The 16,300-nt window shown below is 42.6% G+C and carries 18 protein-coding genes, 5 tRNA genes and 1 other RNA gene; 17 read left to right on the forward strand and 7 right to left on the reverse strand.

Going from position 1 to position 16,300, the window contains the following annotated elements; genetic code table 11:
* Positions 1-105: 105 nt before the first annotated feature.
* The gene (gene fsa / locus BMW86_RS14885) at positions 106-756 is read right to left on the reverse strand and encodes a fructose-6-phosphate aldolase (protein ID WP_089782526.1); all 651 of its coding nucleotides are present in this window, start codon (positions 754-756) and stop codon (positions 106-108) included.
* Positions 757-893: 137 nt separating this feature from the next.
* Positions 894-993, reverse strand: an RNA gene (gene ffs, locus BMW86_RS14890) — signal recognition particle sRNA small type.
* A gap of 211 nt (positions 994-1,204) precedes the next feature.
* On the opposite strand from ffs, the gene BMW86_RS14895 reads away from it, so the two are divergent.
* Positions 1,205-1,639 carry a DUF5684 domain-containing protein gene (locus tag BMW86_RS14895; RefSeq protein WP_255372928.1) on the forward strand — a complete coding sequence of 145 codons (435 nt, stop codon included), beginning with the start codon at positions 1,205-1,207 and terminating at the stop codon, positions 1,637-1,639.
* Between the two features lie 61 nt (positions 1,640-1,700).
* On the opposite strand, the gene BMW86_RS14900 is transcribed toward BMW86_RS14895, so the two are convergent.
* Positions 1,701-2,426, reverse strand: a complete 726-nt coding sequence (locus BMW86_RS14900) for an RDD family protein (protein ID WP_089782528.1) — start codon at positions 2,424-2,426, stop codon at positions 1,701-1,703.
* Between the two features lie 115 nt (positions 2,427-2,541).
* Here BMW86_RS14900 and BMW86_RS14905 point away from each other — a divergent pair, with 115 nt between their 5' ends.
* Genes BMW86_RS14905 through BMW86_RS14925 form a run of 5 tightly spaced genes read left to right on the forward strand, consistent with a single transcriptional unit; the run spans position 2,542 to position 7,980 of the window.
* Positions 2,542-3,525, forward strand: a complete 984-nt coding sequence (locus tag BMW86_RS14905) for a stage II sporulation protein M (protein ID WP_089782529.1) — start codon at positions 2,542-2,544, stop codon at positions 3,523-3,525.
* Entirely contained in the window at positions 3,522-4,433 is a 912-nt protein-coding gene (locus BMW86_RS14910) for a DUF4129 domain-containing protein (RefSeq protein WP_089782530.1), read from the forward strand. The genes BMW86_RS14905 and BMW86_RS14910 overlap by 4 nt, the downstream gene beginning before the upstream one ends.
* On the forward strand, positions 4,430-5,656 hold the full coding sequence (locus BMW86_RS14915) for a DUF4350 domain-containing protein (RefSeq protein ID WP_089782531.1): 1,227 nt from the start codon (positions 4,430-4,432) through the stop codon (positions 5,654-5,656). Before BMW86_RS14910 ends, BMW86_RS14915 begins: the two co-directional genes overlap by 4 nt.
* Entirely contained in the window at positions 5,656-6,636 is a 981-nt protein-coding gene (locus BMW86_RS14920) for an AAA family ATPase (protein ID WP_089782532.1), read from the forward strand. The genes BMW86_RS14915 and BMW86_RS14920 overlap by 1 nt, the downstream gene beginning before the upstream one ends.
* A 3-nt stretch (positions 6,637-6,639) precedes the next feature.
* A complete protein-coding gene (locus tag BMW86_RS14925) occupies positions 6,640-7,980 on the forward strand; it encodes a DUF58 domain-containing protein (protein ID WP_089782533.1) in 1,341 nt (446 codons plus the stop codon).
* Positions 7,981-7,982: 2 nt separating this feature from the next.
* On the opposite strand, the gene BMW86_RS14930 is transcribed toward BMW86_RS14925, so the two are convergent.
* The 3 genes from BMW86_RS14930 to BMW86_RS14940 form a co-directional block, all read right to left on the reverse strand.
* Positions 7,983-8,627, reverse strand: a complete 645-nt coding sequence (locus BMW86_RS14930) for a hypothetical protein (RefSeq protein WP_089782534.1) — start codon at positions 8,625-8,627, stop codon at positions 7,983-7,985.
* Positions 8,628-9,026: 399 nt separating this feature from the next.
* A complete protein-coding gene (locus BMW86_RS14935; RefSeq protein WP_089782535.1) occupies positions 9,027-10,016 on the reverse strand; it encodes an NAD(P)H-dependent flavin oxidoreductase in 990 nt (329 codons plus the stop codon).
* A 2-nt stretch (positions 10,017-10,018) separates the two neighbouring features.
* Positions 10,019-10,609, reverse strand: a complete 591-nt coding sequence (locus tag BMW86_RS14940) for a riboflavin synthase (RefSeq protein ID WP_089782536.1) — start codon at positions 10,607-10,609, stop codon at positions 10,019-10,021.
* A 27-nt stretch (positions 10,610-10,636) separates the two neighbouring features.
* Between BMW86_RS14940 and rpsU the strand changes: the two genes are divergently transcribed.
* From rpsU to nusG, 11 genes are all read left to right on the forward strand, one after another.
* The gene (rpsU, locus tag BMW86_RS14945) at positions 10,637-10,936 is read left to right on the forward strand and encodes a 30S ribosomal protein S21 (RefSeq protein WP_255372929.1); all 300 of its coding nucleotides are present in this window, start codon (positions 10,637-10,639) and stop codon (positions 10,934-10,936) included.
* An 82-nt stretch (positions 10,937-11,018) separates the two neighbouring features.
* Positions 11,019-11,960, forward strand: a complete 942-nt coding sequence (locus tag BMW86_RS14950) for a tyrosine-type recombinase/integrase (RefSeq protein WP_089782537.1) — start codon at positions 11,019-11,021, stop codon at positions 11,958-11,960.
* Between the two features lie 170 nt (positions 11,961-12,130).
* Positions 12,131-12,430, forward strand: a complete 300-nt coding sequence (locus BMW86_RS14955) for an HPF/RaiA family ribosome-associated protein (protein WP_089782538.1) — start codon at positions 12,131-12,133, stop codon at positions 12,428-12,430.
* Between the two features lie 225 nt (positions 12,431-12,655).
* Positions 12,656-12,729, forward strand: a tRNA-Thr gene (locus BMW86_RS14960).
* Positions 12,730-12,805: 76 nt separating this feature from the next.
* Positions 12,806-12,886: transfer RNA gene (locus tag BMW86_RS14965), tRNA-Tyr, on the forward strand.
* A gap of 80 nt (positions 12,887-12,966) precedes the next feature.
* Positions 12,967-13,039: transfer RNA gene (locus BMW86_RS14970), tRNA-Gly, on the forward strand.
* Positions 13,040-13,100: 61 nt separating this feature from the next.
* Positions 13,101-13,172, forward strand: a tRNA-Thr gene (locus BMW86_RS14975).
* Between the two features lie 176 nt (positions 13,173-13,348).
* Positions 13,349-14,536 (forward strand): elongation factor Tu, encoded by a 1,188-nt coding sequence (tuf, locus tag BMW86_RS14985; protein ID WP_089782539.1) that lies wholly within the window; start codon positions 13,349-13,351, stop codon positions 14,534-14,536.
* A gap of 111 nt (positions 14,537-14,647) precedes the next feature.
* Positions 14,648-14,718, forward strand: a tRNA-Trp gene (locus BMW86_RS14990).
* Positions 14,719-14,815: 97 nt separating this feature from the next.
* Entirely contained in the window at positions 14,816-15,007 is a 192-nt protein-coding gene (gene secE / locus BMW86_RS14995) for a preprotein translocase subunit SecE (RefSeq protein ID WP_089782540.1), read from the forward strand.
* A 2-nt stretch (positions 15,008-15,009) separates the two neighbouring features.
* Positions 15,010-15,666, forward strand: a complete 657-nt coding sequence (nusG, locus tag BMW86_RS15000) for a transcription termination/antitermination protein NusG (protein WP_089782541.1) — start codon at positions 15,010-15,012, stop codon at positions 15,664-15,666.
* A gap of 70 nt (positions 15,667-15,736) precedes the next feature.
* Here nusG and BMW86_RS15005 read toward each other — a convergent pair whose 3' ends face one another.
* Positions 15,737-16,300 carry a DUF1579 domain-containing protein gene (locus BMW86_RS15005; RefSeq protein ID WP_089782542.1) on the reverse strand — a complete coding sequence of 188 codons (564 nt, stop codon included), beginning with the start codon at positions 16,298-16,300 and terminating at the stop codon, positions 15,737-15,739.

Here is a 16,300-nt window from a genome sequence, read left to right on the forward strand (position 1 = left end):
ATGCATCTCAAAGTTACAAAACTTTCAGAAAAGAATGAAAGTTTAATTAAAAAAAATCCCCGGTACATTACTGCACCGGGGATATATACCATCTAAAAGTATGTACTACATTTTTTTCGCGTCTTCCAGGAATTTGGCCAGGCCAATATCTGTAAGAGGGTGTTTCAGCAGACCCAGGATAGAGTCTAATGGGCAGGTACAAACATCAGCACCGGCTTCAGCACATCTTACGATGTGGAGGGCGTTGCGGATAGAAGCTGCCAGGATTTCAGTTTTAAAGCCCTGCAGGCTGTATATCTGAGCAATCTGAGCGATCAGTTCTACACCATCCCAGCTGGTATCGTCGATACGGCCGATGAATGGAGAAACGTAGGTAGCGCCTGCTTTAGCAGCCAGGATCGCTTGTCCTGCGGAGAATACCAGGGTACAGTTGGTTTTGATACCGTTGTCGGTAAACCATTTCAATGCTTTGATACCATCCTTGATCATTGGAACTTTCACAATGATATTCGGGTGAATAGCCGCTAACTTTTTACCTTCTTCAACAATGCTTGCGAAGTCAGTAGAAAGTACTTCAGCGCTGATAGGTCCGTCTACCAGTTCGCAGATTGTTTCGTAATGCTTGATGATGTTCGCCTCACCTTTGATGCCTTCTTTAGCCATCAGGGAAGGGTTGGTTGTTACGCCGTCAAGTACGCCCAGGTCGTTTGCTTCTTTGATCTGTGCAAGGTTTGCAGTATCTATAAAGAATTTCATGATGAAATGATTTAGTAGTTTAATGGCATTCAATTGTTCAACGAACAAGATAATTGAAGTGCAAAGTTAGGTAGTTTAAATTTAATGCTGAGGGCTGCAGTGAAAATTTAGAAGAAATCTAAAAAGAGGAGAAAAAAAATCGGCAAGTTACTTACATCGCACCGCTACAACCACCTACCCTTGCTACATTCCTGTCCTGGGGGAGTTCAGTAGGAGCTGGTCGTATAAGACTTGCCGGCTGCAAATGTAGGAGAATTGTAGATAATTCCAAAAAAAGAGCTTAAATTTCAGGTAATAAAAATTTAACTCCCAGGAACAACCTCATTTAAAGTTATTTAAGCATATTTGTTAATAATAATACGAATGTTGTATAAATATTAATTAAAAGATCTCTATTTTGTATAGTAATCATTTATCCAATTATCATTAACCTTTAACTTTTACACGTATGCAACCTAACTACGACGCCTCATCCGGAATATCTGCCATGTTCGGTGTTGGCTTCTTCATTTTTATCCTTGTCATTCTTGTCTTCTACGGCTTATGCATGTGGAAAATATTTGAGAAGGCTGGCCATCCGGGTTGGAGCGCCATCGTACCCATCTATAACTACTACATTTTCACAAAAATCATTGGCAAACCAGGATGGTGGACTATCTTATTGCTGATCCCATATGTGGGTATCATCTTTCAGATCTGGGGAGCTAATCTGTTGAGCAAGAGCTTCGGCAAGGATACCGGCTTTACAATCGGCCTGATCTTCCTGAGTTTCGTGTTTTTGCCAATCATGGCTTTCGACAAAACCATTCAGTACCGTGGTCCTTCAGGAACACCTTTAAACGTGGATGATCAAATCGACAGCATTGGAAAACCAACTGTGTAATTTTTGTTTTCTGCCATAATGATCACTGCCGGCATACATTCAATGTAGCCGGCAGTTTTTTTTATCTGGTAGTATAGTAATTATAATCGTTCAGTACTGTTTCAAGGAAGGGAAGATGATCCAGGTCCGATTGAATGCTTAGTACATCCCTTACCCGGTAGGATACACGTGCCGTTAACTGCTCGTCTTTAGATTTAATAGCCCTGTCCATCAGTTCTTTGATCTTATTCATGTCCCTGTCAGACAGTTTTAAGATCTGTGGGAACTGAGGTGTATAATCTACCTCAGACATATCCCTGAATATGGTTTCGCTGATGCTGGTCTTACTTCTTGTATTTACTACGATAGTGCCGGCTACCACATCTCCCAGTCTCTGGTCATAGGGAGAACGTACCATTGATACGATCGGGATAACAGCATTAAAGACAATCCAGGGGGTTTCTATCGCACGAAACAGCCAGCGGATAAGGTGCTGACTGATACTGGGTTTGCCACCATTCATATTTCTCACCCGTATCTTCATGACCTTTTTACCAGGCGTTTGCCCGTTCATCAGTATTTCAAGCGCCAGGAAATAAAAGGTAAAAGGGAGCAGGTAGATGAAGAAGTAAATCACATACATCGTGGTGGGCGAGTAATGCATATCTCCCAGAGTGACACTCATTACCAGCATAAAACCTCCTCTTATTAAAACATCAATAAGCCAGGCGAGGAACCGCTGACCGATATTCGCAGTTTCAAATTCCAGATCAATGTTGAAGGATGTTGGTATTTTTACACTGGTCATGTACAAATTTACTAATTAATGTATATGTTTGTTAAGAGATTATAAATTTAATAAGAGTATTTTGAGCAGACAGAAAAATTCTGGGACATAGTCTGCATACCTGATCTGACAACCCATGCGCGAATCTACTTTCATTAAAAAGAACCTGCCCCGCTGGAAAAAATACCAGGAGGAGCCCACCGGTGACCCCGATGAAATGGCAGAGCGTTTTACCACGCTGCTGGACGACCTGGCCTATGCTAAAACTTTTTACAGCTTCAGCAAGGTAACCGGGTATATCAATAGCCTGGCTGCAGGCATCTATCAAATCATTTACGCTAATAATAAAGAGGAGAGCGGACGATTCCGTTCCTTTTTTGTATACGAACTGCCACTCCTTTTCCGCAAATACCATCGCCTGATATTATTCACCTTCCTGTTTTTCCTGCTCTTTTGCCTGATTGCCGCATTTTCCGCTGCACATGATGAAACATTTGTAAGAGGAGTAATGGGAGATGAATATGTGAATATGACAGAACAGAACATTAAAAGGGGAGATCCCTTTGGTGTTTATAAAGGAGAGAATGAACTCTATATGTTCCTGCGTATTGCCTATAACAATATACAGGTAGCATTTCTTTGTTTTATAGGAGGCATTCTGTTTGGCGTAGGGTCGTTGTGGTTTATGATGAAGAATGGAGTGATGCTGGGTGCTTTCCAGTATTATTTCTTTTCAAAAGGATTGGGACTAAAATCGGTACTGGTAATATGGATTCACGGAACACTGGAAATTTCTTCTATTGTCATTGCCGGTAGTGCAGGACTGATCATGGCCAGTGGATTACTGTTCCCCGGTACCCGCAAAAGAGTGGATGCTCTTAAAAAATCGGCCAGGGATGGAGTGAAGGTGGTGATAAGCCTGGTGCCTTTATTTATAACGGCTGCTTTCCTGGAAGGATTTGTAACACGCCATACCGCTATGCCTATGGCTGTCAGTATTTCCATATTACTGATATCGCTGGCGTTTATCATCAGTTATTTCATTGTATATCCTATACTACTCCAGCGCAGGGGATTCCGGCTGGATGAAAAAGGGAAAGTTATAAAACCTGCTAAATGAATAGATGTGTAAGACTGGTACTGTTGCTGGCATTACTCCCCCTGGCAGGCAGGGCGCAGTATAAAGAACCACTGTCTGTATATAAGGCCCGTCTGGATTCAATCTCGAATGCAGGAGAAACAACTTCAGATGAAGAAGAGGAGGATGAACCGTTAATACTGGATTCAACTGCAACTGCACAGGATTCAACGGCATACGATGATGCAGATACTACGGTAACAAGAGTGGCTGCGCCACATCATCTCTGGGACCAGGAAATACCTGTAAATCAGGATTCGACGAATTACGAAGATGATGAAGGTTATGGACTGAGATTACGGGAAGTCCCTGCATCCCTGATAAAAGAATTTAAAGCGGATAAAGACTTACAGTACAAGAAGAAGAAAAAGGCTGATGAAAGGGATTTCACTGCTCTGCAGATGATATTGATCGCAATATTCATGTTCATCCGTTCTTTTTACTGGATACTGATCATTCTGATAGTACTGGTACTGGCTTTCATCCTGTACAATTATCTGAAAAGCCAGGGATATATTTTAGGGCGTAAAAGCACTTCTATTGATGATGAATTTGTAGCATTATCAGAAGAGGAACTGGACCTCAGTGCTTATGAAAAACAGGTACAGGCGGCTATTGCAGCCGGTAAATTAAGGCTGGCTGTACGGTTATTGTATTTACAGACACTGCGGCTGTTATCTGATAAAGAAATTATTTCTTTCAGCAAGGAAAAAACAAATGCGGCTTACCTGCGTGCAATGGCACAAACAGCATGGTATAAACCCTTTGCCAATCTTACACTGGATTATGAATATATATGGTACGGAGAAATACCTGTGAATGAAGTACAGTTTGAAGCTATTCACAAGCATTTCAGTCAATTTATGAACGAATTAGGCTATACCCGGTGAAATCAAAACTAACCATCATCATTATCGGTTCGCTGACAGTACTGCTGCTGATCTATTTGGTCGCGGCATCGGTGCAGAACATACAGGACCTGGATGCAGAGTTGAAAAAACAAAGCTTCGACTATAAGGAGAAAAAACCGGGAGGTTGTTATGTACTGTTTAAGGCATTGCCCGAATTATATTCTACTGAGATAAAGCCAAAGGTAGTTACCAAACCATTTGCAGATACTTATAAGAAAGATAAAGAGCTTTCCAGCGGATACAACCTCTATGTACTGGTATCAGACAAATTGTATGCTACCAGACAGGATGTAAACGATATGCTCACTTATGCGGATGAAGGTAACCAGTTGTTCCTGGCAGTGAACACCCCGGACAGCCTGTTGCTGGAAAGACTGGGCCTGGCTGTCGCAAAAGATTCTTCGCATGTTTATTACAGAGAAAGTGCACAGTTTTATGTCAATCCTGCAATGGCGCCGGATACAGCTTTCTTGTGTACGGGTATTCCGGGAGGGGATTACTTCACCTCCATGGATACCAGCATCACTACTATCCTGGGTACAGACAATCAGCGTCGTCCCAATTTTATCAGGGTAACAAAGGGATCAGGAAATATATTGATCTCCCTTAATCCTTCTGCTGTTACCAACTATTTCCTGATGCATGAAAACAACATTGCATCAATGAGTAAAGAATTTTCTTATACCAATTATTACCAGGGTAATATTTATTGGGATGAGTATTATAAATACCAGGATTATAAACGTTCCGAAGGAGATTTTAGTGAATGGCAGGTGTTGATGCGTTATCCCGCTATGCGCTGGGCATTATGGCTGGCTATACTGCTGCTCATCATCTATATCGTATTTGAAGGAAAACGCAGACAGCGTATTATTCCGGATAAGCCGGTGATTACGAATAACTCGCTGGAGTTTGTGAATGCACTGGGGCAGTTATATTATCAGCAGCATGATAATGCGAACCTGGGGCAAAAGATCATTCAGCAGTGGTTAGAGTTTATCCGTACCCGTTTCTACATGAACACCAATTATCTGAATGATGCCTTTATCAATACACTATCGCATAAATCGGGTATCCCGGTAGATACCGTGCGTGAAATTATTGATAGCGTTCATCATATACGACTTGCCGATCAGGTAAGTGACGATTTTCTGAATACATTTTATAAAAATATACAGGCATTCTATTTAAACACTAAATAATGGAGGAAACTACATTTCAGCCCCGCACAGATTTTGGTGCCCTGCATGAGGCAGTGGCAGCTATCCGGGTACAGATAGGAAAAGTTATTATCGGCCAGCACCAGATGGTAGACCTGCTGATTGCCGGTTTACTCACACAGGGACATGTGCTGATTGAAGGCGTGCCTGGTGTGGCTAAAACCCTCACCGCTAAATTGCTGGCACGCTGTATAGATGCTGATTTTTCAAGGCTGCAGTTCACTCCGGATATTATGCCGGCAGATGTACTGGGTACTTCTGTATTCAATCCCCAGACAAGGGAGTTCGAATACAAACGTGGCCCTGTATTCAGCAACCTGGTACTGATAGATGAAATCAACCGTGCTCCTGCTAAAACACAGGCAGCATTGTTTGAAGTAATGGAAGAACGTCAGGTAACCAACGATGGTGTTTCTCACAAATTACCTGCTCCGTTTATGGTACTGGCTACACAGAACCCTATTGAACAGGAAGGTACTTATCGTTTACCGGAAGCACAATTAGACCGTTTCCTTTTTAAGATAGAAGTGAAATATCCTTCTTTAACAGAGGAAATAACCATGTTGCAGTCTATGCATCAGCATAATGGTTTAACGGACCTTACCAAACTGGTAGACAAAGTAGTCACCGCTACACAGATCATAGAGTTCCAGGCACAGGTCAGGCAGGTACATATTGAAGATAAACTGTTGCATTACATTGCTGCGCTGATACAGGAAACCCGTGTGAACGCTTCTTTGTACCTGGGCGCGTCGCCACGTGCTTCATTGTCTGTAATGAATTGTTCCAAAGCATTGGCAGCAATGAATAACCGTGATTTCGTAACACCGGATGATGTACTTGAAATGTTGCCGCATGTATTGCGTCATCGTATCATGCTTACACCAGAGCGTGAAATGGAAGGGATCAGCACAGATGAAGTGATTGCACAGATCATTAAAGCGGTGGAAGTACCGAGATAATATATGAAGAAGACATTTTTTCATTCTTTATTTTTTACTACCCGGTTTTACCTGATCCTGGGTAGTACTACTATGTTATTTGTGCTGGCTTATTTTTTTCCGGCATTATATCCGATTGCACTCATCATCATTGCATCATTGACTGTACTGATGATACTGGATGTTGTATTCCTGTTTGTAGCAGGTGCTTCTCCTTTGATAGTAGAGCGTATAATGGCACAGCGGTTCAGTAACGGAGATGATAATAATGTTGATATCGGGCTGGTAAATAATTATCGTTTTCCCGTATTCGTTACCCTGCTGGATGAAATACCTTTTCAGTTTCAGCTACGCGACTTTACACAAAAAGAAAGTCTGAAACCGGGAGAGACAAAAGTATTACGTTATGTACTGCATCCGCTGGAAAGAGGAGAGTATGAATTTGGTAATACGAATGCTTTTATCCGCAGTCCTTTAAGTCTGGCCCAGCGTCGCGTGGTAGTGGAGAACGGACAGATGGTAAAGGTATTCCCTTCCTTCATTCAGCTGCATAATTATGAACTGTTTTCCATCAATTCCAAAATGATGGAAATGGGTGTGCATAAGAAACGGGTGGTAGGGCATAGCATGGAGTTTGATCATATCAAAGAATATGTAAGGGGAGATGATATCCGCCGGTTGAACTGGAAGGCTACGGCCCGCCGTGGCAACCTGATGGTAAATAGTTATGTGGAAGAGAGATCTCAGCAGGTGTATTGTGTGATTGATAAAGGCCGTACCATGAAGATGCCTTTTGAAGGGTTAACATTGCTGGATTATGCTATTAATGCTTCTCTGGTGTTCAGCAATATTGCTTTGCAGAAGGGTGATAAAACAGGGCTTGTTACTTTAGCTGCCAACCAGGTAGATGTATTGGCTGCCAGCAATAAAAAAGTGCAGCTGAATAAGATCCTGGATACTTTGTATGCACAGGAAACACAATGGCAGGAGAGTGATTATGAAAAGCTGAGTGTAACGTTGCGTAGTGTATTTTCTCAACGTTCTTTACTGATCCTGTTTACAAATTTTGAGTCTGTATCCGGTTTGCAGAGGCAGTTGCCTTATCTGCGCCGGTTAGCGAAATATCATTTATTACTGGTGGTGTTTTTTGAGAATACGGAGTTGAAGAAGATGAGCCAGGAAGCAGTGCATTCTACCTCGGATATTTACCGGCAGGTAATTGCACAGAAGTTTGCGAATGAGAGAAAGCTGATGGTACGTGAGCTGACACAGTATGGTATTTTGTCTTTACTGACTCCCCCCCAGCAGCTGACGATGAATGTCGTAAATAAATATTTGGAATTAAAAGCCCGTTCCCTGATCTAGGATTATTTCTTTTTGATCAGGGACATATCATCCGGTAATTGTTTTACGGGGATGCTGGTGGTAACTTTTAGGTTTGGATTATTTTTATCAGTCGCTGTTACTGTAATGATACGGGTAGCAGAATGCAGGTCTATCAGCAGGTCCTGACCAATTACTTTCCCTTCACTTACTTCAAATTGTATGACTGAAGTATCCAGCGGATATATTTTGCCGCTACTGAACACCCCTTCTACGTTCAGGTAAAAATGAACATCTCTTTTTAAGCTGTCTGCATAATGGTTAAACCGGATACTTTGCAAATAAGGAAGCTTGAGCGGTACCTGGAATGATTGTGCTTTGTCAGGAACGGTAACGGACAGTTGTACAGTGTATTGTTGTTCTGCCAGTTGCTTACGGTTAATGACCAGGGTACCATTCTGGAAGGAGCCATTGTTAGTGTTTATTTTGAGGCGGTTCCAGCGGTAATCACCTTGAAGGAAACCTTCTGTTTTTCTAAGCTGGCCGTTATCATATAAGAGTTTTAATCCGATAGGAATGCGGTCGTAAAGTTCGGCGACGGAGGTGGAATCGTAGGTAGCAGAGATGGCTGTCTGGCCAAGGGCAGGTATCCAGAACAGCAGTTGTAATGCAGTGAAAAATATTCTCATGAGATAAAAGTAGAAAAAATCGTTCCAGAAATAGGGGAGAGATTCGCCGGGACTGACCCTAAAGCCCGGTGAACACTACTATTCAATAAGCTCCAGGTTTGTGTAGTAAACATCTCAGACAACTCAGCAAGAGCCTAAACCCTCTTGTAAACTCTTTATAACTAAGAATAGACTAGTATATAAACCCTATATAAGCCGTATCTCTATAGGTACGGCTTATATACCTGTTATATAGGGGTTATATACGGCTTATATACGGGTTATATACCCTAATGCACAGAATATCAGTAGGTTAACACTACCTATTAATATTTCGATGCTTTTTTACTACTGATTAGCAATGCATTAAAATATAATTGGAATTATTATATCATAAAATGAAGGGGATCCACAGGTGAATTAGAGGTAGTTTTTCTGCAGGGTGGCTTTAAGGTCTGTGGTTATATCAGCAACAATATCTTTTATGCTGCTCACTTCATGGACCATTTCAACACTCTGACCGGCAGTCCAGAGTTGATTATAGTTATTCGGCTTTATCGCCTGTTCCAGTTTCTTCATGCCACGCAGCTGTACCAGCATTTTAAAGTACTTGCGGGTGCGCTGGTTGTTACTAAGCAGTTTCTCGTACCAATGCTGCTTATAGCCCATTTTCTTCGCCGCAGGGGTGTTAATTATATTACAGGGCGTACCAGAGAGGCGTTCTGTCAGCACAATATCTTCCATCCCATAATTAACGATCCCATTTTTATACTCTTCACTAACCGGAGCTTCTTTGCTGGCAATGAAACGGGTACCGATAGAAGCCCCATCCGCACCTAACAGAAGCGCACTGGCCATTTGCTGACCGGTAGCGATACCACCAGCCGCTATCAGTATCTTATCCGGATAGGCTTTCTGCAAAGCAGGCACCAGTATGTGCATGGGGTAGGGACCGGCATGACCGCCGGCGCCGGCACATACGGCAATGAATCCATCACAGCCCGCCTGGGCAGCTTTATCCGCGTGAAGCATATTAGTTACATCGCAAAAAACTTTAGCCCCATAGCTATGGGCTGCCGCTATCACTTCTTTAGGACTACCCAGTGAGGTAATATAAAAAGGAACTTTAGCCTCTACACATTCTTTTAAATGCTTGCTATACAATGGATTGGTCTTCTGAACGATCAGGTTGATACCATAGGTCCCTTGTCCGGGAGGTAAGGTAGCCATGTATTTATTGAGATTTTCCAGTACTGTCTTCAGTTCACCTTCTTTGCGGAAGTTGAGGGAGGGGAAAGTACCGGCAATCCCGTTGTCCATAGCAGCTTTTACCATTTTCTCATTGCTAACGAGAAACATGGGGGCCATAATGATGGGGTAACGGATAGCCAGGGCAGAGGTAAGTTTCATAATTATGATTTGACGGATAGTTGCCTGGCCACGTATTTGCCGAGTATATCAAATTCCAGGTTGATGGTACTGCCGGGTAAAACAGAAGAGATGTTAGTGAATTCGTATGTATAGGGGATGACGGCCACGGTAAATTCGGTATCAGTTACATTAAATACGGTGAGGCTGATACCATTCAGGCAGATAGAGCCTTTTTCCACTATAAGGGCTGCGAACTGGGCAGGGTAGCGGAAGCGGTACTCCCAGCTGCCGTCCATGGGGGTACAGGAGATACATTCCCCTGTGCTGTCTACATGGCCCTGAACGAGGTGTCCGTCTATACGTCCGTTGAATACCATGGCACGTTCCAGGTTTACTTTATGGCCGGGGGCCAGTAAGCCTATATTGCTTTTCTGCAGGGTTTCGGCCACGGCAGTGATGCTATAGGTATCGTGTCTGATCTCTGTAACGGTGAGACATACGCCGTTGTGAGAGATGCTCTGATCTACTTTCAGTTCCGGGGCCAGTGAGGACCGGATGGTGATCTCCATATTGCTGCCTTCCATGCTGGTGGCTATTACTTCTCCTGATGCTTCTATTATTCCTGTAAACATGGAGCTAAATTAATTAATAATAAGGAGATGGGAGCTGCCTGCAAAAGAGTGGATTTGATACTTACATTTTTTTGTTTTTTTAAAACAATGCTATATCTTTGCCTTCCTGAAAAAAAGGAGACTAATACTATGTTGATCATCGATTCTAAAGATTGCGAAAATATTGACAAGGCGCTCAAGAAGTATAAAAAGAAGTTTGAGAAAGCTCGTATCCTGCTGCAACTCAGGACACGTCAATCTTTCACCAAGCCTTCTGTAAAGCGTCGTACTCAGGTACTGAAAGCTGTTTACAAACAGCAGTTGGCTAGTGGTAAATTGGACGATTAATTCGAACTACAGATAATTCCAACGCAAGATATGTGATGATTGTAAGGTTTTACATAACTTTACAATCATCAATTTTTTTGTATTGAGTGAAGAATTACATCCGGTAGCCATCCGCTTTTTGGCTTATATCCGGCTCGAAAAACGATACTCTGAGCATACTTTCTCTGCATACCAGCAAGATCTTACCCAGTTTTTTACGTTTTTGCAGTCAACTTACGGTGATGTGCCACTTACGGGCATCACCCATTCCCATGTCCGTACATGGCTGGCCTGGCTCATGGAGCATAGTAATGTGGCCAAGACTGTTAACCGCAAGATTTCCTCTTTAAAATCATTCTTCAAATATGCATTAAGGCATGGGGAGGTTAGTATGACCCCTATGACGAAGGTGACTGCGCCCAAGATCGGGAAGCGGCTGCCTGGCTTTATTGATGAAAAGGGGATGCGGGCGCTGGAGGATAATCATAGTATGCGTAGGGGAGAGGAGAAGGAGCCGGTGTTTACGGATAGTCTGGAAGGGCGTACGCACCAGTTGATATTTGAATTGCTGTATAATACGGGGATCAGGTTGTCTGAGCTGATCTCTTTGAAGGAAAGGCATATTGATGCCGGTAATCTGAGCATTAAGGTGCTTGGAAAGGGCAATAAGGAGCGGATTATCCCTATCAGTCCACATCTGATGGAGGAAATAAACACTTACCGGGCAGTTTGCAGGAAGGAACTGGCGGAATATGACCAGGAGGTTTTGCTGGTAAATCCGAAGTCGGGCCGTAAGTTATACCCCAAATATGTGTACAATGTGGTGCGGGATTACCTCACCCGGTACGAGATAACAACGATTAACAGAAAGAGTCCCCATATACTCCGGCATACGTTTGCCACACATCTCACTAATAACGGAGCGGATCTGAACGCAGTGAAGGAACTGCTGGGTCATTCCAGTCTTGCATCTACACAGGTATATACATCCAATAGCATAGAGAAGCTGAAGGCGGCTTTCAAGAAGGCTCATCCGAAAGGATAATGAACATTAACAAAATATTACTAAATGGTTATCAATAAGAGTGCAAAAGTGACTAAATTAGTAATGAGTTCTTTGTAAAGCATATTTGATACCATTAAAACAAATGAGAGCCTATGTAAACAATGTTACAAGCATGTACTAAGATTGTTAAATATTAAAATTAAAATGCTATGAACGTTCAGATTCAAACTGTACACTTCGATGCGGATGCAAAACTGATTGACCATGTGAGCAAAAAACTACAGAAGCTCAATACATTCTACGATCGCATTATCAGTGTTGAAGTTTTTTTAAAGTTAGATGGAATAGCCCACCAGATTAAAGACAAAATTGCTGAGATTAAAGTCCATATCCCCCGCCAGGACGTCTTTGTAAAGCATGAATCTAAATCCTTTGAAGAGTCGTTCGACTCCGCCTTTGATTCAGTCGTAACCCAGATCAAGAGGCAGAAAGAGAAGAAATTTCAGTAAATCCTTAAAAATATTTTGGAATTAAATATCTGTTTACTACCTTTGCCATCCCGATCGAAAAAAGGGATCGGCGAAGGTAGTAAAGTTCTTTACTGTAGGGCATTTTAGCCAATACAAACAAGTTTTGAAATTTGTATCCGGGCGCAAAAAAAAGATTTTGAGATTATCTAAATACTGTTATTTTTGCACCTCTTTTAACGGATACCTTTTATAAATACTTGGTATGCCACCATAGCTCAGTTGGCCAGAGCTACTGATTTGTAATCAGTGGGTCGGGGGTTCGAATCCCTCTGGTGGCTCCGGAAAAATTCCGAAGCAAAATTAAAGTCCGGACGATGGACGTGACTTTTGAAAAGGAGTTTTAGGATTTTAGTTGGGCAGGTTCCAGAGTGGCCAAATGGGGCGGACTGTAAATCCGCTGATTCGTCTTCATAGGTTCGAATCCTATCCTGCCCACACAGTGCAAATGTTCCGCCTTTGCCCCTAGCAAAGGCGGAACTTCCTTGTTACGCTAGTTCTTTATTATTATTTTTTATGCGGGAGTAGCTCAGTTGGTAGAGCGACAGCCTTCCAAGCTGTAGGTCGCGGGTTCGAGCCTCGTCTCCCGCTCATTAGTTAAGTAATGGGCAACTGTTGGTTAACGAAAGAGTTCTTTACAAATTTAGTAAAAGCTGTTGTAGCTCAGGGGTAGAGCACTTCCTTGGTAAGGAAGAGGTCGTGAGTTCAATTCTCATCAACAGCTCTAAAGGGTTTCAACAATTTGAATCCGAATTTCGTTGTAGCTCAGTGGAAGAGCAGTTCTGGTATTTTACCGGAAAAGGCCATGAGTTCGATTCTCATCATCGGTACAAGTTTGTAAAAACCGTTTTTTAAAACAACTATCAATACAATCTTTACAAACCATCTAAAAAAAATACAATGGCAAAAGAAACCTTTAAGCGGGATAAACCCCACGTAAACATTGGTACCATCGGCCACGTTGACCACGGTAAGACAACCTTAACTGCTGCCATTACTACGATCCTGTCAAATAAGGGTCTGGCAGAGAAGAGAGGATATGATGAGATCGATGCGGCTCCTGAAGAAAAAGAAAGAGGTATTACTATCAATACAGCACACGTTGAGTACGCGACTGCAAGTCGTCACTACGCACACGTTGACTGTCCTGGTCACGCTGACTATGTGAAGAATATGATCACTGGTGCTGCGCAGATGGACGGTGCGATCCTGGTGGTTGCCGCTACAGATGGTCCGATGCCACAAACTAAAGAACACATTCTGTTGGCTCGTCAGGTAGGCGTTCCACGTATAGTTGTGTTCATGAACAAAGTTGACCTGGTTGATGATCCTGAGTTGCTGGAACTGGTTGAACTGGAAATTCGCGAATTGTTAAGCAAATACAACTACGACGGAGACAATACTCCAATTATCCAGGGTTCTGCAACCGGCGCTCTTGCTGGCGATGAAAAATGGGTGAAAGCTGTAGATGAGCTGATGGATGCAGTGGATTCTTACATTCCATTACCTCCTCGTCCGGTTGATCTGCCTTTCCTGATGTCTGTAGAAGACGTTTTCTCTATCACTGGTCGTGGTACTGTTGCTACAGGACGTATCGAGCGTGGTGTTATTAACGTAGGTGAACCCGTTGAGATCGTAGGTCTGATGGAAAAACCACTGACATCTACCTGTACAGGTGTTGAAATGTTCAAGAAATTATTGGACAGAGGTGAAGCTGGTGATAACGCAGGTCTGTTATTACGTGGTATTGAAAAGAGCCAGATCCGTCGTGGTATGGTTATTTGCAAACCAGGTTCTATCACTCCGCACACTGAATTCAAATGTGAAGTATACGTACTGAGCAAAGAAGAAGGTGGCCGTCACACTCCGTTCTTCAACAAATACCGTCCTCAGTTCTACTTCCGTACAACTGACGTAACAGGTGAAGTTGAATTACCAGCAGGTGTTGAAATGGTAATGCCAGGTGATAACGTATCACTGACTGTTAAATTGATTCAGCCAATCGCTATGGAAAAGGGTCTGAAATTCGCTATCCGCGAAGGTGGACGTACCGTAGGTGCTGGTCAGGTTACAGAAATTATTAAGTAATCACTTTTTCGAGATAAGGCCATTAGCAATTAGCAAATTGCGATTAGCAGAGAAAATTTAGTAAATTTGATCAGCTGATTAGTCAAACGCTCACCGCTAATGGCTTTTTATACGGGCATAGTTCAATGGTAGAATAGAGGTCTCCAAAACCTTTGATGTGGGTTCGAATCCTACTGCCCGTGCATCCAAATTGTCAAAAGTGAAAGGTGGAAAGTGAATGATTTTAATCACATTTCACTTTTCACCTTTTACGTTTCCAAACGGTTAATATCATAAACCATGAATAAGATTAGAACTTACTTCCGGGAATCTTATCACGAACTGGTGCATAAAGTGTCCTGGCCTACCTGGCAGGAGCTGCAATCCTCTACAATGGTAGTTTTAATAGCAACTGTTGTTATTACACTCGTTGTATGGGGTATGGATGCCCTTTCTAACTTAGTGTTAACTCAGTATTATAAAATGTTCTGATAATGATCGAAGAATCAATTAACCCCGAACAGGAACAAGAGGAACATGAACATCAGGAAGAGGAACAACAAAAAGCTCCTATCCCTGAGGTAGAACATGAAGCTGTTGTACCTGCTCAGGATACAAAATGGTATGTACTTCGCGTAGTAAGTGGTAAGGAAAGAAAAGTGAAGGAGTACCTGGATATTGAGGTTCGCCGTTCTGACTGGGGTAGTATGATTGCTCAGATCTTTTTACCTGTAGAAAAAGTGTACAAGGTACTGGCAGGTAAAAAAGTGATGCGCGAAAAGAACTTTTATCCTGGTTATATAATGATCGAAGCGATAGACGGCAAAATGTCTGATGATGTGATCCAGGCTATCCGTAACGTTTCCGGTGTTATTCACTTCCTCGGTAAGGATAAACCTATCGCTCTGCGTAAAGCAGAAGTAAATAAAATGTTGGGTAAAGTAGATGAGATGTCTGATAACGGACTGACCATGAGCGAACCTTTCATCGTTGGTGAAACCATCAAGATCATCGATGGACCATTCAATGACTTTAACGGTGTGATTGAAGAAGTGATAGAAGATAAGAAGAAACTGAAGGTTACGGTGAAGATCTTTGGCCGTGCTACTCCTGTAGAACTGAACTTCATGCAGGTAGAGAAAATCAGCTAACTATTTCTTTTATAATATTAAAAAAGTCCCGGCAGATTGCCGGGACTTTTTTGTTTGCGATGGAACCGAATTACTTTTTGCGGGTGAATTTGATCTCCATGTTCTTAAATTCCTTGTTGTCAGCGGTAGGCATGTACATTTCCATGGTATGATGATCATCATCAATCATCTTAAATACTTCTTTTACGTTTACATCTTTACCAGCCATGCAATCGTAACTGGTACCAGTGAGGGTAATGGATTTGGTGGCATCGTCCCATTTTCCTTCCATGGTCATAATACCGGTGCCCATGTTATCTACCCAGGTGTTCTGGAAGATCTTTTTGGCGTTGTCATAACCCAGCAGGCCATGTCCTTCAAAAGGCATTCCCTCCATCTGGGATTTATGAACGGATTCCTGGTAACGTCCGCCCAGTACCATTTTGTTTTCTGTGGTACCGGTGGTGTTGGAAGGAGGGGCAGTGGGAGACATCCAGTAAGTCATTTCGAATGTCCATGCGCCATCTGATTTGGCCAGCATTTCGTGAACATGGCCGGGAGTCATGTACTCCATCCAGGCTTTTTGCTGATCGGCGGTTTGTGCTTTGGCAAGGAAGGGGAGAATAACAGTGACAAATAACAACAGACGTTTCAT

It is taken from the genome of Chitinophaga sp. YR573 (genome assembly GCF_900110995.1).
GTDB lineage: Bacteria > Bacteroidota > Bacteroidia > Chitinophagales > Chitinophagaceae > Chitinophaga.